This window comes from Spongiibacter sp. UBA1325, from assembly GCF_002306875.1.
In the GTDB taxonomy this organism is placed as follows: domain Bacteria; phylum Pseudomonadota; class Gammaproteobacteria; order Pseudomonadales; family Spongiibacteraceae; genus Spongiibacter; species Spongiibacter marinus.
Genome location: NZ_DBTD01000004.1, coordinates 37,686 through 62,204, shown reverse-complemented (window position 1 = coordinate 62,204; position 24,519 = coordinate 37,686). Strand labels below are relative to the sequence as shown.

Sequence of the window (24,519 nt, the reverse complement as noted above, 5' to 3'; positions counted from 1 at the left end):
TTCCTCCGGTCATTGTGGGGAAATGTCGCAGCCAGCGGCGGCAGCGGGCGCAGCTATGCGAAGAAGTCATTCACCGCCCGGCAGACCCGGTCGATATCCGCTACCGACATTCCGTAGTACAGTGGCAGGCGCAATAGGCGCTCGCTCTCGCTGGTAGTATAGCGATCGGCGCCATGAAAACGGCTGTATTGACTGGCGGCATCGGCAGAGTGCAGCGGCACATAGTGGAAAACAGCGAGGATGCCTTGAGCCTTTAAATGTGACAGCAGTTGCCCGCGCTGTGCTAGGTCAGCCACCTTCAGATAAAACATATGGGCGTTGTGATCACAATGAGAAGGAATCGTCGCCAAACTGACCACCCCCTTCTGAGCCAGCGGCGCTAGCAATTCGTAATATCGCTGCCAACTTTGCAAGCGATGTTCGGTGATTTGCTCAACACGCTCTAATTGCCCCCACAGGTAGGCAGCCTGCAGCTCACTGGGCAAATAACTGCTGCCGACATCCACCCAGGAATACTTGTCGACCTCGCCGCGAAAAAATTGACTGCGGTTAGTCCCCTTTTCTCGAATAATCTCCGCGCGTTGCGCAAATTTCTCGTCGTTAATGATAAGTAGGCCGCCTTCGCCGCCGCTCGTCACATTCTTGGTTTCATGGAAACTGAAAGCAGATAGATGCCCGTGGGTGCCGACAGCTTGGCCGCAGAAGCGCGACTGTACGGCTTGAGCCGCGTCCTCAACCACATACAATTGATAGCGCGCCGCCAGATCCATAATGGCATCCATCTCACAGGCAACACCGGCATAGTGAACGGGGACAATCGCCCGCGTTTTTTCCGTAATCGCGGCTTCGATCAACGTCTCATCAATATTCATGGTATCCGGGCGCACATCGACGAAGACGATTCTAGCCCCGCGCAGGGCAAAAGCATTTGCGGTACTAACAAACGTGTAGCTAGGCATAATAACTTCATCGCCTGGCTGAATATCGATTAGCAGCGCCGCCATTTCCAGAGCATGAGTACAAGACGGCGTAAGCAGCGTCTTTGGCACTGCTAAGCGCTCTTCAAACCATTGCTGGCACCGCTTACCAAACTGGCCATCGCCGGATATTTTGTCGCTGGCCATTGCCTGCATCACATACTGCTGCTCGTTGCCTGTGAGCGGCGGGCGGTTAAAGCTAAGAAAATCTTTCATCAACAGCCCTCAAAGCGCGTACGAAATTTTAATTTGCCCAGCAAGGACGCCCCCTGTTCATCGCGCAACTCGGTAATTTTTAGCAAGCCGCTGCCACACACTACCACCGGGCACTTCTCTTCCATAAAAATGACTTTCCCCAGGTGAGCCTGGCGATTTTCAACGTTGACATCAGCCAAGGCGACAGCGTCCAGCAGCCGTACAGGAAGCCCCCCCACCAATGCCGAGGCCCCTTTATAGGGGTAGCCCACCGCATCGATAAACCGCCGCAGCTCAACAGCAGAACGGGAAAAATCTACCCGGTAGTCTGCATCATCACGCCATAAGCTATAGCTGGCATTGGCCTCATCCTGCGCCTCCCCTTGCAGGCTGCCTGACGTAAGAATGGCGCCGCCCACCTCGACCACCAGTTTGGCGTACAGCGAAGCCGCCTGATCAATGGCGTCGGCAATTTTAAGTGGATAAGTAATCGGCGTAGCCGCTTGGGCAACGATATCGCCGCGATCATACTGATCAGCCGCCAATAACGCCGTAACGGCAATTTCATCACAGCCATCAATAAGCATATTGACCAGGGGCGCAAAGCCGCGATATCGCGGCAGCGGCGAGTCGTGAAAAACAATTAGCTTATCGGTTTCATCGATCAGCCAACGCCAGCCAATAGCAAAAATTGCGTCACACTGCTCGTCAACACCATACAAGGCTCCTCCACGCGCACAAAACGTCAGCGACGAGGCTTTGCAATAATCTTCGATATCATCAAAGGCATCGTACTCAATCGCGGCATCACGAGCCGCCATAACATAGCCGACTGCTTCGCCACCAAAGGTCTCGAAAAATGCTTTCAGAGACTGCAGCCCCTTAGCGCCAATAATGTGAAACCCTACTTTCATGACGGCTCAAACATCTCCCGGTATTGCGAGACCAAGTTATCCTCGGAGAAAACGCTCGCAACCCGCTGCTTATTGCGCTGCGCCACTTCGGGCGCAATATGGTTGAGGTCGAAATCTTCTATATCAAAGACTTTGATGCCCTCTTCTGCGAACAATGCCCAAGGTGTAATGTCGCTGCGCATGTACACTTTTTTCCCCAAGCCCAACAAACTGATTTTATTACCCATAGCCTGTTGACGGCGGTGGTTAAACACGGCGATATCCACCTCACTCAGCAAACGAACATAGTCATTGAGGGGCATGAAGCCCGTGAGGGCCTGGAATTTATCGCCAAATATCCTCTGCCCTTCAGCAATAACCGCATCAGCATAGCGCTTACGACCATAGGACAGCGGCGCAACGACACGAATATTTTCCCCAGCAAAAGGCGCTATGCGCTCGAGAATCTCCAAGTGCTCATTGCGCGGGTCAGCGGAATTACCCACCAAGATCACCGTCTCTGTGGAGCTTTCTCCAGCGCTGACTTCAGGTAGGGGCTTATACAAATTACTTGAGTACATGAAGCAACGATGCGCCTGTCCCGAAGCGCCATACCACTGCCTGGCCAACGCAATATCGCCATCAATATAGCTAACAAGGTGGCCGATGCGCCGAATAACAAATGCCCGCACGCGCTCAAAAATATTTGCACGTAAGCTGCGTTTGCGGAAGATAAAATGATAGAGGTCAGCCCCCCACATAATCCAATAGCACTTCTTGAGCACCCAGTATTGCAGCGCCAGTATTTTAACGAGGTCTTTGGCAAACAAGCCGTGTAGAAATATCTTCTCGGCAGACTTAAACTCGGTGTAATAGAGTTTAAGCAAAGCAATGCGGCCTATCGACTTAGGCACCAGGACAACATTTTCACGCGCATTGACGACAAACTTATCGTCCTCCCGAATTATAAATCGGTGCTCACTGCTATCGAAATGCTGCTCAACGAAATCGATGAAAGGCTCGGTAAACTTCTGAGCATTCATGCAGTGAACAATGCGCGCTGCGCCGCTAGCTGTGTTCATTCATGCTCCAGCAGCGATAGAAGGTAATCACCATATCCACTTTTACCCAGAGACTGCCCCAAGCGTTCAATATCCGCATTGCTCAGCCAGCCGCGGAAATACGCAATTTCTTCCAAGCAGGCGATCTTGTAGCCCTGCCGCGACTCAATGGTTTCAACGAAGTGCGCCGCCGCTAACAGACTGTCATGGGTGCCGGTGTCTAGCCAGGCAAAACCTCGCCCCAATAACTCGACTTGAAGATCCCCACGCTCAAGGTAAGCATTGTTGATGCAGGTAATTTCCAGTTCACCGCGTTCGGAAGGTTCTATCTGCTTGGCAATATCCACCACATCATTGTCGTAAAAATACAAGCCGGTAACCGCAAAGTGACTCTTCGGCTTTTGCGGCTTTTCTTCTATCGACAGCGCCCGTCGCTGCTCATCAAACTCGACAACACCAAAACGCTGAGGGTCTTTAACTTGATAGCCAAATACGGTTGCGCCTTTGCCTCGCGCAGCCGCGGACTCAAGCATTGGCCGAAACCCTTGGCCATAGAAAATATTATCCCCGAGCACTAAGCATACGCTGTCATTGCCGATAAATTGCTCGCCAATAATAAACGCCTGCGCCAAGCCCTCCGGTTTCGCCTGTACTGCATAGCTCAGGTGAATGCCAAAATCACTGCCATCACCCAACAAGCGCTGAAATGATGATTGATCTTCAGGGGTGGTGATGATCAAGATGTCACGAATTCCCGCCAGCATTAACACCGATAGCGGATAATAAATCATCGGCTTGTCATAGACTGGCAGCAGCTGCTTAGACACCCCTTTGGTAATCGGGTGCAATCGGGTGCCGCTGCCCCCGGCTAATACGATCCCCTTCATGAAACGTCTCCGTCTCCAACGCCTAGGCGCTGCCTCTGATAGCTACCGTCCTGAACACGCTGGCACCACTGCGTATTTTGCAAGTACCAATCTATAGTCTTGTTCAGGCCACTTTCAAAACTCTCTACCGGCACCCAGCCCAACTCGCGCTCGATTTTGCCTGCATCGATGGCGTAGCGCTTATCATGGCCAGGACGGTCGGTAACAAAACAAATCAACTGACGATAACTGGCGACACCTGGGGGGGGTTGCGGACACTTTGCATCAAGCAAATCACAAATACGCTCCACCACCTCAAGGTTCGTTTTTTCATTGTGGCCACCGATGTTGTAAGTCTGGCCAACCGCTCCCTTTGTGAGCACCGTCACCAGTGCTCGGGCGTGATCTTCCACATACAACCAGTCCCGCACTTGATCGCCCTTGCCATATATCGGTAGCGCCTTTCCTTCCAGCGCATTAAGAATCACCAGCGGGATCAATTTCTCTGGGAAGTGATATGGGCCGTAGTTATTAGAGCAATTCGTCAGCATAACGGGCAGGCCGTATGTGCGACCCCAGGCGCGCACTAGGTGATCAGAGCTCGCTTTACTCGCTGAATAAGGCGAGCTAGGGGCATAGGGCGTCTGCTCTGTAAACAACTCTTCTGGTCCTTCGAGGTCGCCGTAAACCTCGTCGGTAGATATGTGATGAAAACGGAACGCCGGTTTGCGTTCTTCGTCTAGGCCAGACCAATAGCCGCGCACGGCCTCGAGCAGCTGGTATGTACCAACGATATTGGTTTCGATAAATGCTGCAGGGCCATCTATCGAACGGTCGACATGGCTCTCCGCCGCCAAGTGCATTACCGCGTCAGGCTGATGTTCTCGAAGTACCCGCGCCATCGCCTGGCCGTCACAAATATCGAGTTTTTCAAACTGGTAACGCGGATTTTGTTCTGCACCGGGCAGTGATTCTAGATTGCCCGCGTAAGTTAGTTTGTCGACATTGACGACGCTGTGATCAGTGTTTGCTAGCAGGTGCCTCACAACAGCCGAACCAATAAAACCAGCGCCGCCGGTGACCATTATTTTCATCGTCGTTTCTCGTCTAGGGCCTATGCCCCTTCAATTTTCTGGTAGCTGTCGGTGGTTGCCCCCATCAGCCCACTCAACACCCCTGCATTGCGCGACATTTTCATCAGCGCCTTGTAGTACGCCACGCGCTGAAACAATACAGCGGATAGCAATACCAGCAGGCCGTTTAGCGCGACTTGGAAAGTCGCCGACAGCAACAAACCCACCGCCGAACGGCCGGCTTCGCGTTTTCGCCGAGACAAGGTGATACCCGCGCGATATTTCCGTTTCGCTAACCAACGGCTGCTCAACCTTGATGTAGGGATCTCTTCATGAACACGCGCCTCTGCGCACTCAAAAATTTCCACGCCACGCTCTACCGCTGCACAGAAAAACAGGGTATCGGTGCCGCCAGCCAGCGGGCGACTCTCATCAAAGCGCAGGCCCAGCTCTTGGGTCACATAAATCGGTATCAGCACATTGTTTGTGGCGCAACTGCCCAGTGCTGTACCCGTTGGGCGCCCTTTATCAAAAAAGATCTTCCCCATATATTGGGGTGCCCCTTGCGGCAGCTCGGGCACTACCGCGCCGTGCACAACGGCTTTGCCACCGAGCGACAGAGCATAGCGGTAAAGTTCACATAGCCAATCGGACTCCACCCATTCGTCATCGTCGATAAATACCAAATAGTGGGCACCGAGCTGATGGGCAACATCTATAGCCCGATTGCGAGCAAGCGGGATACCCCGCCGAGGCTCGTGCTCATAATGCAGCGCAACACCCAGTTTGGTTTGCCAATCGCGACATACCGTTTTTGCAGACTGCTGAGGGTCGTTATCAATAACGCTGACGATAACCTCCGTCCCCTCGGGAGAAGCCATCGCCGCAATACTGGCCAACGCCTTCGCCAGCAGCTTTGGCCGCTGGCAGCTGCAGATGGCAATGTTCATTCGCACTACGCTGGTGTCAGTCATCATCTGCAAGCCTGTTAGCGCTGCTCAGCAATGCGGCGGTAAAAATCGAGGTAGGCATCCACGATGACCTGGCGGCTGTATGTTGTGGCATAAACCTGCGTCGCATTTTCTACCAGCCTCTCGCGAAGCGCTGCATCTGTCAGCGCAAGGTTCATCGCTTCACTAAGCTGGCCGACGTCGTCAATATCCGTCAGTAAACCCGAGTAGTCATGTTCAATTACCTCGCCGGGGCCCTGAGAGCGGGTGGCAATAATTGGGCAGCGATGGGCAAAAGACTCCATCACGATTGAGCCCAGACCTTCATGTCGCGAGGGGCAAATAAAGGCATCGACGCTGCGCATAAGCGCAGTAACATCATTCCGCCAGCCCAAAAAGCGAACACGCTTATCCAGCCCCAGTTCACTGCACAGCGACTTTAAGGCCTGCTCTTCCGGGCCGCTGCCAGCCAGCCACAAGACTGCGTCGGGCACATTAACCAATGCGCGCAGCAGGGTATCAAAGCCCTTGTTTACGTGGAGACGCCCTGCAGCGAGTAACAGTGGAACATCAGCAGGCGTGTCAAAGCTGTCTCGCGGCAGAGGCTCGACCGGGGTTTCATCGGCGAAATTGGGAATGTGAACCACACGCTCCTCGGGCATTCCCCCCTCGATCAGGTGCTGACAAATTCCTTTGCTGATCCCCACCCAGTAGTCAGCCTGCTGGTAATACTTCAGTTTGTAATAATGGCCGAGCCGGTTCACCAGTACGTAATCACCCTTTGGCGTTGCGTCACTGGCGCGCCCCATCCAGGTCATGACCACGTCCGGCTTGAAAGCACGCAGACGGCGGCGATACACCCAGGCGTCGTAAAAATCGAATTTACCGCCAAAGCGAAAGCCCTCTGCTTCCACGCCCTGGCTACGCAGGGCGTCCAGGCGGTGAGCATGGCGGCGAATAAAAGCGCGCTCGTGAATACTGCCCGATGCCTGCAGTGCGGCACTCAAGCGTACAAAAAAGTTTTCGGCACCGCCGTGCTCGGCGCCCGCTAGAACTTGGGCGATGCGCAGGGATCCACTCATGATGCGTCAGGGTCCTTCATATTTGTCGACGAGGGCACAGCCTCGTTCTGGCTGAGCCCATCGTGAAACAGCAAGCCATGGGTGCCAGGGAAACTGTCTCGACTTCGGGTTTGAATCAGAGTGTCTATTCTCTGGTGGAAGTTATCGATTTTCCGCTGCGTCTTTTTCTGCTGCAGCGCTCTTGGCTGCCACCGCAGCGGAATCAGGTTGGAGCTACCGAGGCCGTCAATCACAACCAGCCGGCGAATATTCTCGCCGGCCTCGCTAACGTCGCGCTGCACGACAACATTGTGAACAAGAATATCGCGCGACGGCACGCAATGCGCGAGCCAATGCTTGCATAGCACGTCAACCGCGGCCTGGCAGCCTGGCGTATAACCACGCTCCCAGACATATTGTTTCAGGGTGATGGAAATGCGCCCATCACTGTCGCGAATGAGTTCCGAGCTAAGGCCGCGCCCCATGTCGGTGTCGACAAAGCCAAAGCAGCGACTAACGTGATCGAAAATACTCTCCGGATAGTGGCGCTCAAAGCCCTGCATAACGTGAAACTCTTCCAAACTGTCATCAAAACTAGACAGTGGCTTGAGGTTCTTGGGAAAACCCTTTTTTCGACGACAATCCTCGAGCGTGAAGTCGGGACGCCTCACTTTGATACAGCGATCGGCATCAGCGGGGTCGATAAAGCACAGTCGATTCCCGCCCTGTGCAAAGGGTTTCTGCGAGCTCAGCGCAATTGTCATTTCATCGACCCGTCGAGGTGGATATCCCGCGCCCACACATAGTCATGGCTGAAGGGGATTCCCATACTGGCTTCAACGATATATTGAGCATAGAGCCGTGAATTCATTTCCTGGTGGTAGAACTGCCGCGCCCGTGATGCCCAGTGCTGCCGTTTAGCATCGTCAAAATGAAACTCGCGAATTTTCGCCAGCAGATCATCTTCATCATTAAAATAAACGGCGGACTCTTCGGGAAGAAGCTCGTCGAAGCGCGGGCCACTGTGGGTGAACTGCAAAATGCCATTGCCCGCCAACTGCGCCATTCGCGCGGATGAATACCAATAGTCACCCTCTTGGCGGTTCAGGTTTAGCCCCATTTTTGTTTCGGCCAAGGCGCGATCGTAGTCGCGCCCCCACACCGGCGCCTCGCCAAAACTGCCATAGGTTTTGAAATTCATTTGGTCTTTTACCGCCTCTTTTATACGGCCGACCATTTCAAGACGCTGGGTAAATTTGGTGGCATTACTACAGAACAACAAATCGATGGGCAGATCAGTTTTCCGCGAGTTATCCAACACCTCAACGGAGGCTTCCACGGGGTTAGGCATGTGATAAAGCCGCGCACCAATGCCTTCAAATTGTTTGAGCTCGCGCCGACCCGTAGAGACGAAAACGGCATCACTAACCGAGGCGCGCGAAGCGATACGCTCAACATTGCTGGGCACAAACAGCGGGTCATTATTGCAGTGGGCAATAAAGCAATTCGGAGCGAGTTTTTTTACCTCTCGCAGAGTGTCGTTACTGATCATGTCGCAATGACCGGCGATGACAAGGTCGGGCTCCATCGCATCGACCATCTCCAGCAAGCGCTTGTTGGCCTTGCCCACCCCCAGATCGCGAATGCCCAGCGGCGCCTCAAAGGCAGCGATATCTCGGTCGCTGAACGTTTGCAGGTAGTGATCGTTCTTAATCAGACCAAAGCTGAGTTTCTGCGCCCAACTCACCCGAGTCTGGCCGTAGCGGCGCAGCTGTTGATAGGCGATGTGCAGTACTCTCATAGTTATCTCGTTCTTGTCATTGTTGCGCGGCATTGCTGCCAGGGAGTGCCGCCCTGGAGCGGCCGACTATATCACCACCACCTCGCGGCGTCAGGGCGCGCTAGTGGGCAGAATTGCCAAGTAATTGCTCGTACACATTCAGGGTGCTGGCCACTTGGTGATCCAAATAGTATTCAGGCGGCAGACTAATCTGATTGTTGGCCTCTAACAAATCGGCAACACGCGCCGCAAACGCCACCACATCGTCGGCAGGGACGAGCCCCTGACGAAAACCGGCGTTCAGTGACTCACTTGCGCCACCGCGGTCATAGGCTACCACCGGCGTACCACAGGCGAGGGACTCTGGCACCGTGCGACCGAAGGGTTCTTCTTTGTTAGAAAGATGACACGTAACAGCAGCCAAGCGATAGAAATTGGCAATATCACTGCGGTGACCAACAAAGGTGACGGCCTCGGTAAGGCCCAGCGACTCACGCATGGCAAGCAGTTCTTCTAAATAGTGCTGCTTGCCGGGCTCGGCATCTCCCACCACCACCCCGTGGACATCCGGACGCAAGCTCACTAAACGGGCCATCATTTGCAGGAAGGCCTCTTGTCCCTTCCACCGCGACAGCCGCCCCGGCATTAATATTATCGGCTTGCCATTGAGCTGCGGATACTCCGAAAACAACGCCTCCAACCACTGACTATCGGCATCCTGACGAACGAAGGCCTCGGCATCCAAGCCCCGCGGAATCAGCGTTATCTTGCTTTCGGGAATCTGGTAATTATCGACCATGTAGCGCTTAACGCAATGTGAGATGGCAATACAATGCTCCGCCTTTGCCATAATGGCACTGTAAGCGTTTACCGAATACATACCGTGAAACGTGCTCACCAAGCGGGGGCGGCTAGCCGGGTCCATCTTTCGCCACGCCAACCAGGCTATCCAGGCCGGCACACGCGAGCGCACATGGATCACATCCGCCTGCAGTGTTTCCAACAATCGCCGCAGGGGCCGAACCTGCCACAGCGAGCCCAGGGACTTGCGATGAATGGGCATGGTAATATGCTGGCTACCTTCGGCCTCTAGCTGCTCGACCATGCGGCCACCGTGAGAAATGACTACCGATTGATGACCCAGACGAACCAGCTCTCGCGCAAATTCGACGGTACCACGCTCAACGCCGCCGGAATTTAGCGCGGGCAGCAACTGCACGACCTTGAGCACGCGGGGGCTCGCCTCGCTCTCGTTAACAGCATCAAGCATGTTTTTTTCCTTCTAAGGTGTTGAGCAGCCAATCGGCGGCACGATCTGCCTCCCAAACCTGTTCAGCAGGGGGTGGCAATGGCTCGCCAGCGGACCAAGACTCATACCCCTTGGCCAGACCTGCCGCCAGCACGCTAGCCATACTTCGCGTTACCCGCGAATCTCGCAATGGTGGAAGCGCTAACAAGCCGGTCGGAACCGCCGAGGTAATACTCTCGTAGACCATCGACACGCTGTCGCGACTGACCCAGGCCTCGGCAACTGCGGCTAACTGCGCTCTCAGCCACCCGGGTGGGCAATCACTGAAGGGCAAGGTATCTATATTGGCCACCGCCTCTGACGCCAATGCTTCCAGTAGGCCGGGCGGAGTACGCGGCGAGTCTGATACGGTCCAATGCAAGTCTGAGCTGGCGTTGGCAATCGCCAGCACCTGCGCTAATACTGCGTCGTTATCCCAGGCGAAGTGTTTGTTTACCCCGCCCAATACAATCAAGCCACGCCGCTTATCCCTGTTTTCAAAAGTCGGCTGCATAACATTGAGCACGCCCCTAGTAACCAGTATTTTCGGTGATACCGGCGGCGCATCATGCTCGGGAATAATCGCGGCATCAAATAAGCATCGCGGCAGACTGGGCTTCATTAATACCAAAGAGCGAGCGCCGCTCACCTTCGCGGTCCACAGCAGGGGCAGGTGACAACGACTCCCGGCGGCCACCACCCAATCGGGGAGCGAGCTGGCAGCGAACTGCCCGCAAAGCCCGCTGCGGCCAGCCTTGCGAAACCCCTGCTGAGAAATATCCAACCAGTGAATTTGGCACGGTACTTTTGCCTCGAGCCGCTCGGCAAGCCCGCGCAACTGATTTAGGTGGCCGGGGCGCCCGTCAGTGATAAACCACAATCGCAAAGTCGTCGCCATAGGGCCTCAATACACCTTCGCAGCGCCTTCGGGGCGCGTTTTGAAACGGCGATGGACCCACATATACTGCTCCGGCGCTCGGCGAATATTCTCTTCAATCACAGCGTTCACCGCCCGCGCATCGGCATCGGGATCGCCACTGGGAATATTTTCCAGCGGAATGGCCTCCAGGCGAATTCGGCGCCCTTTCTCTAAGCGCTGTTGGTCGATATATACCACTTTCGCGCGCCCACCCTTAGCCAGGGTAGACGTCGCCACGGTAGTGGCGGCAGGGTTATTGAAAAACTCAACAAATGCCGCCGACTTGCGGCCGTAATCTTGATCCGGCAGGTAGAACAGCCGGTTCCCTTTGCGAAGGGATTTTAGTGCGCGTTTAAAATCGCGCCGGTGAATCGGCTCACCATAACGCCCGCGCGCTCGACTCAAAATCCACTCGATCACCGGGTTCTTTTGCTTGCGATAGAACGAGTCAGAACGCTTACTGCGCGCAATTAAGGCTGCGCTCAAATCGATAAAGGTGAAATGCGCGCCCAATACGATGACGCCCTGGTCGTCGCCGTCGAGATGCTCTTCACCGACGAATTCCAACTCGACGCCCAGCTTGTCAATTGGGGTAAACCACGTTCGCAGCATTTCGAGCAAACCGATACCCTGATCCTGCATGGTTTTTTTGAGCAGGCGACGACGTTCCGCCTCGGTAAGTTCCGGAAAACACAGCGCCAGATTTCGCGCGGCAACATGGCGTCGACCACCGGCAAAATAGTAAAACAAACTGCCCAGCAGCTTGCCGACAAGGTAGTTCAATCGCTGAGGCAACTTTGCCAGCACGAACATAAATGCCACACCCAGCCAGGTTGGCCAGTAGCGCGGATGTAAGAGTTGTCTCTGAATTGTCATCGTCCTGCTATTACACTGTGTCTTCTCGGCAGGCGGTTCTACCGGAGCTCGCGCGCCTACGCCCTTATATAACAGCCCTGCATAAGCATAGCGCTGAGTATTGTACACCGATTGAGACACAGACCTGGCTAACAGCTGTGAAATTACCATGATGAATAAGCCCGGCCGACACGGCCTCTGGCGACTGATTGACGCCACTCTCTATTCTCGCAAGGGGCTCGCCGCCGCGTGGCGCCATGAAGAGGCCTTCAGACAAGAGTGCATGCTGGCCGCCATCCTGCTACCCGCAGCGTTTTGGCTGGGGGAAAATGCGATCGAGCGCAGCCTGCTCATTATCCCGGTTTTGCTGGTCTTGATCGTCGAGCTGATAAACTCGGCGATAGAAGCAGCTATAGACCGTATTGGCACCGATCGCCACCCACTCTCTGGGCAGGCCAAAGATATCGGTTCAGCCGCCGTGATGATTAGTCTGATGCTTTGCGTAACGTGCTGGGGCCTGCAGATCGTCGAGCGATTGCGCTGAGGGCCAGGCGGCCTCACCTTCCCTCGCAAATAATCCCCAGCCAAGCCCCGTTTTCCCTTGACATAGGCGGCGCAAAACTGAATAATCCACGGCCTAAATTTTCAGCGCAAGTTCTAGAGGAGTAATAAGGGTGGCAAATTCCCCGCAAGCAAGAAAACGCGCACGTCAGGCGGAGAAACGTCGCACTCATAACGCCAGTCTGCGCTCAATGGTTCGCACTTACCTGAAGAAGGTTATTGCTGCAATCGAGTCTGGCGACCAAGAAGCGGCAAAAGCAGCCTACGCAGCCGCAGTACCTGTTCTTGACCGCACTGCCGACAAAGGCATTTTCCACAAGAACAAAGCTGCTCGTCATAAGAGCCGCCTGAACGCTCGCATTAAAGCCATGGGCGAAGCTGCGTAAAACCAGCAAGCCAGGCATAAAAAAACCCGCTTTATGCGGGTTTTTTTATGCCTGGCATTTTCGGTTACGACATCACGACCATATTATCGCGATGGATCAGCTCCGGCTCAGCCAAATAACCCAAAATCTCGGCGATCTCAGCAGTCGGCTTGCCAGCAATTCGAACAACCTCGTCCGCACGGTAATTAACCAAGCCCCGCGCAACCTCCCTACCTTCCGCATCAATACAGCTCACCAAATCACCGCGCTCAAACTGCCCCCGAGCGGCAACCACTCCAACAGAAAGGAGACTGCGCCCCTGTTGGCGCAATACCCGCGCCGCGCCGTCATCCACCACAACACTGCCACGCAGCCGCAACTGCCCCGCCAACCATTTCTTGCGTGCCGTCATCGGCGGCTCCTTGGCAAGCAACAAAGTACCCAGCGCCTCCCCCGACAGGGCGCGGGACAGCACATCGGGCTCACGCCCGCCCGCGATCAGGGTATTTGCACCCGAGCGCGCCGCCAAACGCGCCGCCCGCAACTTGGTCATCATACCGCCACGCCCCAAACTCCCGGCACTACCACCGACCATCGCATCCAGAGACTTATCGGCAGCATCGGCTTCACTGACAAGCTCAGCCTCGGGGTTGTAGCGGGGGTCACTGCTATACAGGCCGCTCTGGTCCGTCAGGATCAGCAGCGCATCAGCATCAATTAAGTTGGCAACCAGCGCAGCCAAGGTGTCATTGTCACCAAAGCGGATTTCATCGGTCACCACGCTATCATTTTCGTTGACGATCGGCAGCACGGAAAGCCCCAGCAGGGTCAACAAGGTGCCCCGAGCATTCAAGTAGCGATCCCGCGCGGAAATATCGTCATGCCCCAACAGGATTTGCGCCGTCTGTAAGCCGTGCTCTCGGAATCGCGCCTCGTAAGCCTGAACCAAGCCCATCTGCCCCACAGCCGCCGCTGCCTGCAGGTGATGCAGGTCCTCTGGGCGGCGCGACCACCCGAGACGGGTCATTCCCTCGGCTACCGCCCCGGAAGACACCAGCACAATCTCACAGCCTTTTGCTCGCAGACCCGCTATCTGCGCCACCCAGGCGTCCAGGCCTTCAACGCAGAGCCCCTGACCATCGTTGGTAAGCAATGCCGAACCGATCTTTACAACAATACGCGTCGCACGCGAGAGCTGCTGCCGTCCCTCTGTCACGCCATCACCTCAAGGCCTGTAGACCACTTCAACATCATAATCATCATCGTCGCCGTCATCGCCATCATCTTCATCGCCGTCAGCCTGCTGGCGCGCCTTTCTGGCTGCATGCAATGCCGCAATACGGTCACGCGCCTCTTGCTGCATTGCCTCCTGAATTTCTCGCTCGCGCTCCGCAGCGTCCGGGTCCTCACTCAAGCGCTCGGCCTGCGCCTCAACAAAGGCCAGAATGTCCTGACAAAGGCGCTTGGTATTCTCAGCGGAGATTGCCGCAATTTTGTATACCGGCCCTTCCCACGCCAGCGCATCAACCACCGCCTGACAGCGCGCCTCGCGCTCCTCCTCTGGCAGCAGGTCAATTTTATTCAGCACCAGCCAGCGATCGCGATTAGCCAACAGCGGGCTAAACTGCTTGAGCTCTTCGGTGATCACCGAAACCGCCTCTTCAGGCGTAGAGCCATCGTAGGGCGCCATATCAACAATATGCAGCAGCAAGCGAGTCCGCGTTAGGTGTTTCAGAAAACGAATACCAAGGCCAGCCCCGTCGGCTGCCCCCTCCACCAGACCGGGAATATCCGCAATCACGAAGCTGCGATGGGGCTGCACACTCACCACCCCCAGATTGGGCACCAAGGTAGTAAAGGGGTAGTTGGCAACTTTTGGCTTTGCCGCAGACACCGCGCGAATGAAGGTCGATTTACCCGCATTCGGCAAGCCTAACAACCCGACGTCAGCCAACACCTTCAGCTCCAACCGCAGGCTTCGTATCTCGCCGTCGCTGCCGCGCGTAAACTGGCGCGGCGCGCGATTGGTGCTGGATTTAAAGCGCGTATTCCCCAGGCCGTGAAACCCGCCCTGAGCGACCTTTAGCTCATCGCCCGCCTCGATAAGATCCCCCAAGACCTCGCGAGTGTCTTCATCAATCACGGTTGTCCCTACCGGAACGATCAACACCAGATCCTCGCCGCTCTTACCCCGACAATTGCCACCACGCCCAGGCTCGCCAGACTGAGCCTGATAATGCTTTACAAAGCGGTAGTCCACCAGGGTATTGCTGGCGGAGTCTGCGCGCAGAATAATGCTTCCGCCATCGCCGCCGTCTCCACCATCCGGGCCACCTCGGGGTATATATTTTTCGCGACGAAAACTGAGACAACCATTGCCCCCGCGCCCCGCGGCTACGCGGATTACCGCCTCATCGACAAATTTCATTACCTTAACCTCGGTGACTGACACAGCCCGTTATGTTGTGTACAGAAACAAAAAAGCCCCGTCAACCGACGAGGCTTTGCGAACCAATAGAGCCGGAAATTACGCAGCGACGATGCTGACAAACTTGCGGTTCTTAGGGCCTTTAACTTCAAACTTCACTACACCGTCTGCTTTTGCAAACAACGTGTGGTCTGTTCCGCAGCCTACGTTTTCGCCCGCATGGAACTTGGTGCCACGCTGACGCACGATGATGCTACCTGCGCTAACAGCCTGACCGCCGTAGCGCTTAACACCAAGGCGTTTACTCTCGGAATCGCGTCCGTTACGGGTACTACCACCAGCTTTCTTGTGAGCCATGAGTCTCTCCTCGTATTCTTAGCCGCTGATACCAGTGATTTTCACTTCCGTGAACCACTGGCGGTGACCGGCTTGTTTCATGCTGTGCTTACGGCGGCGAAACTTAACGATTTTCACCTTAGCGTGACGACCTTGAGAGATAACCTCTGCAGTCACTTTACCACCCTCAACATAGGGCGCACCGATTTTGAGTTCTTCACCGTTCTTAACCATCAGTACTTTATCAAAAGTAATGGCTTCACCAGTGGCGACTTCAATTTTTTCCAACTTGAGGGTTTCACCCTCAACTACACGGTGCTGCTTACCACCGCTTTCAATAACTGCGTACATGGGCATAATCTCCAAGAGCCTGCTTGCAATGCATATTGAGTGTTTGGCCACCACCAGCTTTTACCGGCCGTGGGACAAGTCCAGGCACCGCTGCAACCTCACTTTTAAGCCGGGCTGGGCGGTTTTGCTTCAGGGGCGCGAATTTTACTGGCTTCAGCCAATAAACACAAGTGCTTTATCCAGCGTTCAGCCTCAGGTACGCTCAACTTGACAGCCTAGCCCACCCCCCATACGATGCCAGCCGATTCCACCGCCGCAAGTCAATAAGTCCATGCAACATATCCGCCAGGTCGTAGATAGCGAGTTCAACTCCGTCAACGATTTTATCGTCGAGCAATTGCACTCCCGAGTCGCCCTTGTGGAGAACATTGGCCACTACATTATTGATGCTGGCGGCAAACGCCTGCGCCCCCTTCTCAGCCTGCTGAGCGCCGGCGCGCTCGGCAAGATTGACCACGACCACATTCGCCTAGCAGCCGTTATTGAATTTATCCACACAGCGACCTTGCTGCACGACGACGTTGTAGACCTTTCTGCACTGCGCCGGGGACGACCGACGGCCAACGCTGAATTCGGCAATGCACCCAGCGTGCTGGTTGGCGACTTCCTTTACTCACGCGCGTTTCAGGTATTGGTTAGCATTGGCAACATGCCGCTCATGGCATTACTGTCTGACACGACCAATACCGTTGCCGAGGGAGAGGTACTTCAGCTCGCGAGGGCAGGCAACCCCGACACCGATGAAGACACTTACTTCAATGTCATTCGCAGCAAAACCGCTGTGTTATTCGCGGCCGCGTGCTCGGGCGCCGCGCTGCTGTCAGAACAAAGTAGCCAACAACAAGCCCTGTATGACTACGGCTTAAATCTCGGCATTGCCTTCCAGCTGATTGATGACATTCTGGACTACGAAGGCGACCCCGCCGAGACTGGCAAGAATGTCGGCGACGACCTGGCAGAGGGCAAACCGACCCTGCCACTGATTTTCATATTGCAGAACGGCAGTGCCACACAAAAGCAGCAAGTTCAACGCGCCATTAGCGAAAAGTCGGCGGACGAGCTTGACAGCATTGTTGCAGCCGTTAAGCAAAGCGGCGCTCTAGACTATTGCCGAGATGCTGCCCAGAAATACAGCCAGGCTGCTATTCATGCACTACAGTCCCTCCCGCCGAGCGCCCACAAAGACGCTCTTAGCAAGCTGTGCGAACTGGCCCTTCAAAGAAAAAGCTAGGCAGCGGTCGCAAAAGGACGGCGATTTCATATAACGGTATGAATATTGCGTTATTATCGGCAGTAATGGGCTGCGATAATGCGAAGAGCGCCCACCACGGAAGAACGGGAGAAATCAGTGGCACCAGCAACACCGAGTCGCCGAGGCGAAATCTGGCAAACACTCGCCTCACTCAAGAGTGCGTGCTCAAAGCAACCATTAAAACAACGCTTCGCCGAACATGCGGATCGCAGCACGCAATTCAGCACGGAGTTGGGCGCCCTGTTTATCGATTACTCAAAGCAGCATATCGATAGCGACATTGCCAAGGCCCTGCACGCCCTCGCCCTCGATGCAGGCGTGCCCGAAAAGCTTAACGCTATGCGCAGCGGCGCGCTGTGCAACAACACCGAACAACGCAGTGCAAATTACGCCGCACTGCGAACGTGGGCGTACTCCCAACACAGCAGCGACCCCGCGATTCACACAATGTACGAAAATATGGCGGCGATCAGCGCAGGCCTGCGCAGCGGCGAACTGCGCGGCTGCACCGGCAAACCCTACAGCCATATCGTCAACATCGGTATCGGCGGCTCTGACTTTGGCCCGCGCCTGTTTACCGAAGCCCTGAAAGAGAGTGCAGAAGCCGCTTTTGAATGCCGCTTTTTAGCCAATATTGACCCGAGTTGCGCCAACGAAGCCCTCGCCGATTTGCCCGCCGAGAGCACCCTCTTCATCGTTGCCTCGAAATCTTTCGGCACGCAAGAAACCTTAGCCAATGCCGCAGCGGCAAAGCGCTGGTTGGAACAGGCTCTACCGGGGCAGGATATCGGCAGGCATTTTATTGCCATAACCGCCAACCCCGACGCCGCCGCCAAGCTGGGGGTTGCACCAGACCTCACCCTCGCCGTGCCGAGCTGGGTAGGCGGGCGCTTTTCCGTTTGGTCTGGCTTTGGCCTTATCGTCGCCGCCAACTACGGCTGGCCCTGCTTCTCGGAAATATTATTAGGCGGCGCGGAAGTTGACGAGCACATGGCAAGCAGCAGCCTCGAGAGCAACCTGCCCGCTACACTCGCGCTATTGGATGTGTGGTATCGCAACAGCTGGAATATCAGCTCTCACGCCATCCTGCCCTACTGCAACCGCCTCAAGCAGCTCCCCGACTATCTCCAGCAGCTGTTTATGGAGAGCGCCGGAAAAACGGTGGACCGTAGCGGCGACGCCCTGCCGCAACAGAGCGGCGGCGTAATATGGGGTAGCGAAGGCACCAATGGCCAGCATTCCTTCCACCAATTACTCCACCAGGGCAGCGACATCATTCCCTGCGACTTTATTGCCGCGCTCAAAAACAGTGGCAAAGCTCTCGACCAACAGCAAGCCTTACTCGCGAACTGCTTTGCACAAAGCCTGGCGCTTATGCAGGGCAAATCTGCCAAAGAGGTGGAGCAAGAGCTACTACGGGACGGCTTCAGCCCTGACGAGGCAGCACAACTTGCCAAACATAAAGCCATGCCAGGCAACCGCCCCAGTACCACAATTTTGATGGACGAGCTCAGCCCCCGCGCACTCGGCAATTTGATCGCGCTGTACGAATATCGACTGATCTGCGCGAGCTTCATCTGGGACATCAACCCCTTTGACCAATGGGGGGTAGAACTTGGCAAGCAGTTAAGCCACCAACTACTGGGGAGCCTCCGAGGCGACACAGACAGCGACACCACCCCCGACAGCTCGACAGCGCAACTCATCGAGCGAGCCCGACGCGCCAATAGCTAATAACCGGACGCACTCACCACAGAAACAAAAAAGCCGGGCTATGCCCGGCTTTCTAACAAGCAACAGAAACCGCGCTTATAGCTGGGTTAGCAGCTCCTCAGTTTTCTGCTTCATCAGCGCCATGTCCGCCTCACTCTCAACGTTCAAGCGTACAACCGGCTCGGTGTTGGACATGCGCACATTAAACCGCCAGCCGTCAAAATCCATACTCAGACCGTCGGTATAATCAACGCTGCTTGCCTGCTCGGCATATTTTGCTTCAATGGCAGCAATACTGGCGCGCGCATCGTCGACCTCGCGATTAATTTCACCACTGCAGGGAAACTTGGCAACGCGCTCTTCGACCAGCGACGACAAGGCCGCAGACCTCACCGACATCAGCTGAGTAACCAGCAACCAGGGAATCATGCCACTATCGCAGTAAGCAAAGTCCCTGAAGTAGTGGTGGGCACTCATTTCACCGCCGTAGACCGCATTTTCCTTGCGCATTCGCTCTTTAATAAAGGCATGACCGGTTTTGCTCTGTACCGCCTCGCCGCCGCGCGCCTGAACAATATCGACGGTGTTCCAGGTTAAACGCGGGTCGTGAACCACTTTTTCGCCTGGAGCATTCAGCAGGAAAGTCTCGGCAAGCAAGCCCACAACGTAATAGCCTTCGATGAACTCGCCGCGCTCATCGAAAAAGAAACAGCGATCAAAGTCACCGTCCCAGGCAATACCCAGGTCAGCACCGTGCGCCTTAATGGCATCAATAGTGGGTTGACGATTCTCCACCAAAAGAGGGTTCGGCACGCCGTTCGGGAAGTTGCCATCAGCTTCGTGATGAACACGAATAAATTCAAACGGCAAATGCGGTTCCAACAGATCAACCACACGCCCAGCGCCACCATTACCGGCATTGACGACGATTTTGAGCGGCTTGAGGGCAGATACATCTACGTAGCTCAACAAGTGCTCGACATAGGCCGCACTCGTATCAAGCGACTGAAGCTGGCCACGCACCGCTGCCGGGGCTGAAAATTCGTTCTTCTCAGCAAGGGCTTTAATATCCAACAGGCCAGTGTCGCCGCTGATTGGCTTCGACTCCTCACGCACGAACTTCATGCCGTTATAATCTTTGGGATTATGACTCGCGGTGACGGCAATACCGCCATCCATTTCTGCATGCGACGTGGCAAAGTAAATTTCTTCTGTTCCACACAGGCCGATGTCGTACACATCGACCCCTGCATCGCGCAAGCCGTTAGAAACGGCTGCTTTTATTGCCTCACTACTCAGGCGAATATCGTGCCCAACGACAACCTTCTTCGGCTTGATCACTTCAGCAAAGGCGCGACCAATGCGATAGGCAATATCTTCGTTGAGCTGATCGGGGATGCGACCGCGAACATCGTAGGCCTTAAAACAGCTTAGTTCTTGCACCATGAATCAACCCTGCCCGTCTTGATAGATGTTTTCGTAGACGTAGTTTGTCGCTTCGATAAATCCGGGCACGCTGCCGCAGTCAAATCGGCGGCCTCGGAATTTATACGCCAGCACGCAGCCGTTTTGCGCCTGGGTCATCAGTGCATCTGTCAGCTGAATTTCGCCGTTTTTACCCGGAGGAGTGTCGCGCAAAATATCGAAAATATCGGGCGTTAGAATATAGCGACCAATAACCGCGAGGTTACTCGGCGCGTCTTCAGCCTTGGGCTTCTCAACCATATCTTTTACTCGGTAGAGGCCACCACCCATATCATCGCCAGCAATAACACCGTATTTCTCGATGTTCTCCATTGGCACTTCCTGGATGGCGACAATGCTACAGCGGAACTGGTTATACAGCTTCACCATTTGCGCCATCACACCATCTTCGCCCGGATTCACGCACAGGTCATCGGAAAGAATAACGCCGAAGGCCTCATTGCCCACCAGGCTTTCACCGGTAAGAATGGCGTGCCCCAAGCCTTTCATTTCGCGCTGGCGCGTCATCATAAAAGTGCCTTCGCTCAACACTTTCCGAATACTGGTCAGGTAGGACTCTTTGCTGGTGCCCGCTATTTGGTTTTCAAGCTCAAAACTAATGTCGAAGTGATCAGCAATGGCGCGCTTACCGCGACCCGTTACCAGAGCAATTTGCTTAAGCCCCGCCTCAATAGACTCCTCAACACCGTACTGAACCAGTGGCTTGTTGACGATCGGCAGCATTTCTTTGGGCATCGACTTCGTCGCGGGTAGGAAGCGGGTACCGTAGCCGGCAACCGGAAAGAGACATTTCCTGATCATATTACTTGTGCATCCTGTGTTTTTTTTGAAATAGCTCAGTCCGTAACGAGCCTTGTGAACGAATTTTCCCAGCAGTGCAGCAGATTCGCAATCACCGCGTAGCCTACTTTGCCCTGCTTACCAAATTATTACAGCAATGATCAGGCCAATGTTGACATTTTTGTGTGCTCAGCAGGCCCTTATGCTACTATGCGCGCTACAAATTTCTCACTGGCAAGTCTTTTTCTTATGTCTCTTACCCATAAAAATAGCTTTACAAAAGAAGAACTCATTGATTGCGGCCAAGGCCGGCTCTTTGGCCCGGGCAACCCCCGCCTTCCCGTCGACAATATGCTCATGTTAGACCGCATCACGCATATTAGCGGCGAAGGTGGCGAATACGGCAAAGGCCAACTGATCGCCGAGCTCGATATCAACCCCGACCTATGGTTTTTCGACTGCCACTTTGTTGGCGACCCGGTCATGCCCGGCTGCCTGGGGCTCGATGCCATGTGGCAGCTGGTGGGCTTTTTCCTCGGGTGGCGCGGCAACAGTGGCAAAGGCCGCGCGCTGGGTGCCGGCGAAATTAAGTTCACTGGACAAATTTTACCCGACACCAAACTCGTTACCTACACACTCAACTTCAAGCGACTCATTGAACGCAAACTGGTTATGGGTATCGCCGACGGCGAGGTCGCTGTCGACGGGAAAGTTATCTACACCGCTAAAGATCTGCGGGTTGGCCTGTTCAAAGACGACGCCAGCTTCGCGTAATAACAATGCCACTAGCGTGGCAAACAAGACTCACTGACAGAACAAACATACGCTACGAGGTAGACATGAAACGTGTTGTAGTTACGGGGATGGGTATCGTCTCCAGCATTGGCAACGACATCAAACAAGCTTTGGCTTCGCTCCAAAATGGTGCATCCGGCATCACACATAACGACACCTACAAAGAAATGGGCTTTCGCAGCCATATTTCAGGCTCCATTAAAGACCTGGATTTAAAAGCCCACATTGATCGCAAGCAACTGCGCTTCATGGGCGACGCGGCAGCCTATGCTTACATCGCCATGCAAGAAGCGATTGCCGACTCCGGACTTGAAGACAAGGATATCGACAACGAGCGTACTGGCATTATTGCCGGCTCTGGTGGTGCCTCTTCCGCCAACCTCATTGAGTCTGCCGATACACTGCGCGAGCGCGGCGTAAAACGTATTGGGCCCTACCGGGTTACCCAAACCATGGGCAGCACCGTATCTGCCTGTCTGGCCACCCCCTTTAAAATAAAAGGTGTGAACTACTCTATCTCTTCAGCTTGCGCCACCAGCGCACACTGCATTGGCAACGCTGCTGAACTGATTCAGCTGGGCAAACAAGATGTTGTTTTTGCCGGCGGCGGCGAAGAAGAACACTGGTCGCTGAGCTGCCTGTTTGATGCCATGGGCGCGCTGTCTACGAAGTACAACGACACCCCCCAGCAGGCCTCCCGACCCTACGACGCTAACCGCGACGGCTTTGTTATTGCTGGCGGTGCCGGCATGATCGTTCTGGAAGAACTCGAGCACGCCAAAGCGCGCGGCGCAAAAATTTATGGCGAATTAGTCGGCTACGGCGCCACCTCCGACGGCTATGACATGGTTGCCCCGAGTGGCGAAGGCGCGGCGCGATGCATGCGCCTGGCCCTGCAAAATGTCAGCAGTGAGGTCGACTACATCAACTCACATGGCACCTCGACGCCGGCCGGCGATATGCAGGAACTCAAGGCCATTAAACAGGCCTATGGCGAACACCCCATCCCCGTTATCGGTTCAACCAAGTCACTGGCTGGGCACTCTCTGGGGGCTACCGGCGTTCAAGAAGCCATCTTCTCGCTACTGATGATGCAAAATAACTTCATTGCCGCTTCCGCCAATATCGAGGAGCTGGATTCGGAAGCCGCCGGCATTCCAATTGCGACAGAAAAGCGCGAAAACGTGACGCTCAATACCATTATGTCTAACAGCTTTGGCTTTGGTGGCACTAACGCGAGCCTGGTGTTTAGTCGAGTTAACGACTAACCCAAAAGCACTTGTGCATAAAAAAGCCCGCTTCTGCGGGCTTTTTTGTATGCCAAGTACGGTTATTCTTTTCGCTCTAGGCACCCAACTCAGCGAAAGAAAGACAATCGATAACCTCTCCACGCCCAAAGGTCGTACCCGGCGGCACAATTGCCAATGCATTCGCCCACGCCACTGAACTTAGCGCCCCGGAGCTTTGCTGCGGATGCAAACTCAGCACGCCCCCCTTCAGGCGCACACGCAGATACTCCTGCCGACTACCTGGCTTTCGCCATTCGAAGTCCGCCGTCGCCTGAACGACGTCGGGCATCGGGTCGCTGATGCCTTGCATGGCCAACAAATACGGCCTGACGAGCAGGCAAAAGGTGACAAAACTCGACACCGGGTTGCCCGGCAAACCAAAAAACGGCACGCCTGCAATTCGGCCGTAGGCCAGGGGCTTACCCGGCTTAATCGCCAGTTTCCACACCTTGAGCTCACCCAAGCGCTCTATCTGCGCCTTAACATGATCCTCCTCACCGACAGAGACACCACCACTGCTTATTACCACATCGGCCAACTCAGCCGCTTGAGCCAAGGCCCCCGCAGTCGCCACTGCCGTATCGGGGATAATTCCCAGGTCGATAAGCTCACCGCCCATTGCTGAAATCAGCGCAGCCAGCATCGGCCGATTGGAATTATAAATTTGCGCTGTGCCGAGCGCCTGGCCGGGCTCTCGCAATTCATCCCCGGTCGACATCAAGGCAACTTTTAAGCGTTTGCCAACGCGACAGGCCGGCACCCCAACGGAGGCCAACAAGCCGAGGTCCGCGGCGCCTAGCTTGCGACCGCGTGCTACAACAACAGCCCCCTTAGCGATGTCCTGGCCACACGGGCGAATATGCTGGCCAGATACTGGCGTTATCGCAATCTCAACGCCCTCATCGGATCGCCGGCAATCCTCCTGAGCAACAACACAGTCTGCCCCCGGCGGGACAACCGCACCGGTAAAGATTCGCGCCGCGGTTCCCGGCAGCAAGGCATCGGGGGCATGGCCCGCCGCTATACGCTGGCTGATAGGCAGGGCCCGCCCTTCGGCAAGATCAGCGACCCGCAATGCGTAGCCGTCCATCGCGCTATTGGCCGCCGGCGGCACATCTGTTGCCGCGACAATATCCTCCCGAAGAATGCGCCCAAATGCGGCATTCAGATCACAGCACTCATCCCCACACAGGCTCGCATCTGCCAGTAACTCAGCCTGTACGTCCGCCACCGGGCGCAGCGCCAT

The 24,519-nt window shown here is 55.2% G+C and carries 25 protein-coding genes; 6 read left to right on the top strand and 19 right to left on the bottom strand.

Annotated features, from left to right (window positions below):
• Positions 1 to 53 precede the first annotated feature (53 nt).
• From rffA to lpxL, 12 genes are all read right to left on the bottom strand, one after another.
• Complete coding sequence (gene rffA, locus B3K78_RS03240) at positions 54 to 1,193, bottom strand: dTDP-4-amino-4,6-dideoxygalactose transaminase (protein ID WP_286694261.1); 1,140 nt, start codon at positions 1,191 to 1,193, stop codon at positions 54 to 56.
• Positions 1,193 to 2,086 (bottom strand): methionyl-tRNA formyltransferase, encoded by an 894-nt coding sequence (locus B3K78_RS03235; RefSeq protein WP_286694260.1) that lies wholly within the window; start codon positions 2,084 to 2,086, stop codon positions 1,193 to 1,195. Before B3K78_RS03235 ends, rffA begins: the two co-directional genes overlap by 1 nt.
• Positions 2,083 to 3,147 carry a TDP-N-acetylfucosamine:lipid II N-acetylfucosaminyltransferase family protein gene (locus B3K78_RS03230; protein ID WP_286694259.1) on the bottom strand — a complete coding sequence of 355 codons (1,065 nt, stop codon included), beginning with the start codon at positions 3,145 to 3,147 and terminating at the stop codon, positions 2,083 to 2,085. The genes B3K78_RS03235 and B3K78_RS03230 overlap by 4 nt, the downstream gene beginning before the upstream one ends.
• On the bottom strand, positions 3,144 to 4,013 hold the full coding sequence (rfbA, locus tag B3K78_RS03225; RefSeq protein ID WP_286694258.1) for a glucose-1-phosphate thymidylyltransferase RfbA: 870 nt from the start codon (positions 4,011 to 4,013) through the stop codon (positions 3,144 to 3,146). The genes B3K78_RS03230 and rfbA overlap by 4 nt, the downstream gene beginning before the upstream one ends.
• A complete protein-coding gene (gene rfbB, locus B3K78_RS03220; protein WP_286694257.1) occupies positions 4,010 to 5,086 on the bottom strand; it encodes a dTDP-glucose 4,6-dehydratase in 1,077 nt (358 codons plus the stop codon). Before rfbB ends, rfbA begins: the two co-directional genes overlap by 4 nt.
• Positions 5,087 to 5,106: 20 nt before the next feature.
• Positions 5,107 to 6,039: a glycosyltransferase family 2 protein gene (locus B3K78_RS03215; RefSeq protein WP_286694256.1), complete on the bottom strand. Its 933-nt coding sequence runs from the start codon at positions 6,037 to 6,039 to the stop codon at positions 5,107 to 5,109.
• A gap of 14 nt (positions 6,040 to 6,053) precedes the next feature.
• A complete protein-coding gene (locus tag B3K78_RS03210; protein ID WP_036256965.1) occupies positions 6,054 to 7,097 on the bottom strand; it encodes a glycosyltransferase in 1,044 nt (347 codons plus the stop codon).
• Complete coding sequence (locus B3K78_RS03205) at positions 7,094 to 7,840, bottom strand: YrbL family protein (RefSeq protein ID WP_286694255.1); 747 nt, start codon at positions 7,838 to 7,840, stop codon at positions 7,094 to 7,096. The genes B3K78_RS03210 and B3K78_RS03205 overlap by 4 nt, the downstream gene beginning before the upstream one ends.
• The gene (locus B3K78_RS03200; protein WP_027874910.1) at positions 7,837 to 8,877 is read right to left on the bottom strand and encodes a glycosyltransferase family protein; all 1,041 of its coding nucleotides are present in this window, start codon (positions 8,875 to 8,877) and stop codon (positions 7,837 to 7,839) included. The genes B3K78_RS03205 and B3K78_RS03200 overlap by 4 nt, the downstream gene beginning before the upstream one ends.
• 100 nt (positions 8,878 to 8,977) lie before the next feature.
• Entirely contained in the window at positions 8,978 to 10,126 is a 1,149-nt protein-coding gene (locus tag B3K78_RS03195; protein ID WP_286694254.1) for a glycosyltransferase family 4 protein, read from the bottom strand.
• Positions 10,119 to 11,042, bottom strand: coding sequence for a mitochondrial fission ELM1 family protein (locus B3K78_RS03190; protein WP_286694253.1), 924 nt, complete (start codon positions 11,040 to 11,042; stop codon positions 10,119 to 10,121). Before B3K78_RS03190 ends, B3K78_RS03195 begins: the two co-directional genes overlap by 8 nt.
• Before the next feature lie 6 nt (positions 11,043 to 11,048).
• On the bottom strand, positions 11,049 to 11,939 hold the full coding sequence (gene lpxL / locus B3K78_RS03185; protein WP_204995056.1) for an LpxL/LpxP family Kdo(2)-lipid IV(A) lauroyl/palmitoleoyl acyltransferase: 891 nt from the start codon (positions 11,937 to 11,939) through the stop codon (positions 11,049 to 11,051).
• Between the two features lie 148 nt (positions 11,940 to 12,087).
• Here lpxL and B3K78_RS03180 point away from each other — a divergent pair, with 148 nt between their 5' ends.
• Both B3K78_RS03180 and rpsT read left to right on the top strand, forming a co-directional pair.
• Complete coding sequence (locus tag B3K78_RS03180; RefSeq protein WP_374961441.1) at positions 12,088 to 12,462, top strand: diacylglycerol kinase; 375 nt, start codon at positions 12,088 to 12,090, stop codon at positions 12,460 to 12,462.
• Positions 12,463 to 12,592: 130 nt separating this feature from the next.
• Positions 12,593 to 12,865, top strand: a complete 273-nt coding sequence (rpsT, locus tag B3K78_RS03175; RefSeq protein ID WP_204995055.1) for a 30S ribosomal protein S20 — start codon at positions 12,593 to 12,595, stop codon at positions 12,863 to 12,865.
• Positions 12,866 to 12,929: 64 nt separating this feature from the next.
• On the opposite strand, the gene proB is transcribed toward rpsT, so the two are convergent.
• From proB to rplU, 4 genes are all read right to left on the bottom strand, one after another.
• Positions 12,930 to 14,060 (bottom strand): glutamate 5-kinase, encoded by a 1,131-nt coding sequence (gene proB / locus B3K78_RS03170; protein ID WP_204995054.1) that lies wholly within the window; start codon positions 14,058 to 14,060, stop codon positions 12,930 to 12,932.
• 9 nt (positions 14,061 to 14,069) lie between these two features.
• Positions 14,070 to 15,272, bottom strand: coding sequence for an Obg family GTPase CgtA (gene cgtA / locus B3K78_RS03165; protein WP_204995053.1), 1,203 nt, complete (start codon positions 15,270 to 15,272; stop codon positions 14,070 to 14,072).
• Positions 15,273 to 15,371: 99 nt separating this feature from the next.
• Entirely contained in the window at positions 15,372 to 15,629 is a 258-nt protein-coding gene (rpmA, locus tag B3K78_RS03160; RefSeq protein WP_204995052.1) for a 50S ribosomal protein L27, read from the bottom strand.
• An 18-nt stretch (positions 15,630 to 15,647) separates the two neighbouring features.
• Entirely contained in the window at positions 15,648 to 15,959 is a 312-nt protein-coding gene (gene rplU / locus B3K78_RS03155; RefSeq protein WP_027874901.1) for a 50S ribosomal protein L21, read from the bottom strand.
• Positions 15,960 to 16,230: 271 nt separating this feature from the next.
• Between rplU and B3K78_RS03150 the strand changes: the two genes are divergently transcribed.
• Both B3K78_RS03150 and pgi read left to right on the top strand, forming a co-directional pair.
• Positions 16,231 to 17,190 carry a polyprenyl synthetase family protein gene (locus tag B3K78_RS03150; protein WP_286694252.1) on the top strand — a complete coding sequence of 320 codons (960 nt, stop codon included), beginning with the start codon at positions 16,231 to 16,233 and terminating at the stop codon, positions 17,188 to 17,190.
• A gap of 117 nt (positions 17,191 to 17,307) precedes the next feature.
• Positions 17,308 to 18,945 (top strand): glucose-6-phosphate isomerase, encoded by a 1,638-nt coding sequence (gene pgi, locus B3K78_RS03145; protein ID WP_286694251.1) that lies wholly within the window; start codon positions 17,308 to 17,310, stop codon positions 18,943 to 18,945.
• Positions 18,946 to 19,020: 75 nt separating this feature from the next.
• On the opposite strand, the gene B3K78_RS03140 is transcribed toward pgi, so the two are convergent.
• Both B3K78_RS03140 and galU read right to left on the bottom strand, forming a co-directional pair.
• Positions 19,021 to 20,370, bottom strand: a complete 1,350-nt coding sequence (locus tag B3K78_RS03140; RefSeq protein WP_286694250.1) for a phosphohexomutase domain-containing protein — start codon at positions 20,368 to 20,370, stop codon at positions 19,021 to 19,023.
• 3 nt (positions 20,371 to 20,373) lie between these two features.
• Positions 20,374 to 21,210 carry a UTP--glucose-1-phosphate uridylyltransferase GalU gene (gene galU / locus B3K78_RS03135; protein WP_286694249.1) on the bottom strand — a complete coding sequence of 279 codons (837 nt, stop codon included), beginning with the start codon at positions 21,208 to 21,210 and terminating at the stop codon, positions 20,374 to 20,376.
• A gap of 228 nt (positions 21,211 to 21,438) precedes the next feature.
• On the opposite strand from galU, the gene fabA reads away from it, so the two are divergent.
• Positions 21,439 to 21,963 carry a bifunctional 3-hydroxydecanoyl-ACP dehydratase/trans-2-decenoyl-ACP isomerase gene (fabA, locus tag B3K78_RS03130; RefSeq protein ID WP_286694248.1) on the top strand — a complete coding sequence of 175 codons (525 nt, stop codon included), beginning with the start codon at positions 21,439 to 21,441 and terminating at the stop codon, positions 21,961 to 21,963.
• 65 nt (positions 21,964 to 22,028) lie between these two features.
• Entirely contained in the window at positions 22,029 to 23,252 is a 1,224-nt protein-coding gene (gene fabB, locus B3K78_RS03125) for a beta-ketoacyl-ACP synthase I (RefSeq protein WP_204995047.1), read from the top strand.
• Positions 23,253 to 23,328: 76 nt separating this feature from the next.
• On the opposite strand, the gene B3K78_RS03120 is transcribed toward fabB, so the two are convergent.
• Positions 23,329 to 24,519 carry a molybdopterin molybdotransferase MoeA gene (locus tag B3K78_RS03120; protein ID WP_286694247.1) on the bottom strand — a complete coding sequence of 397 codons (1,191 nt, stop codon included), beginning with the start codon at positions 24,517 to 24,519 and terminating at the stop codon, positions 23,329 to 23,331.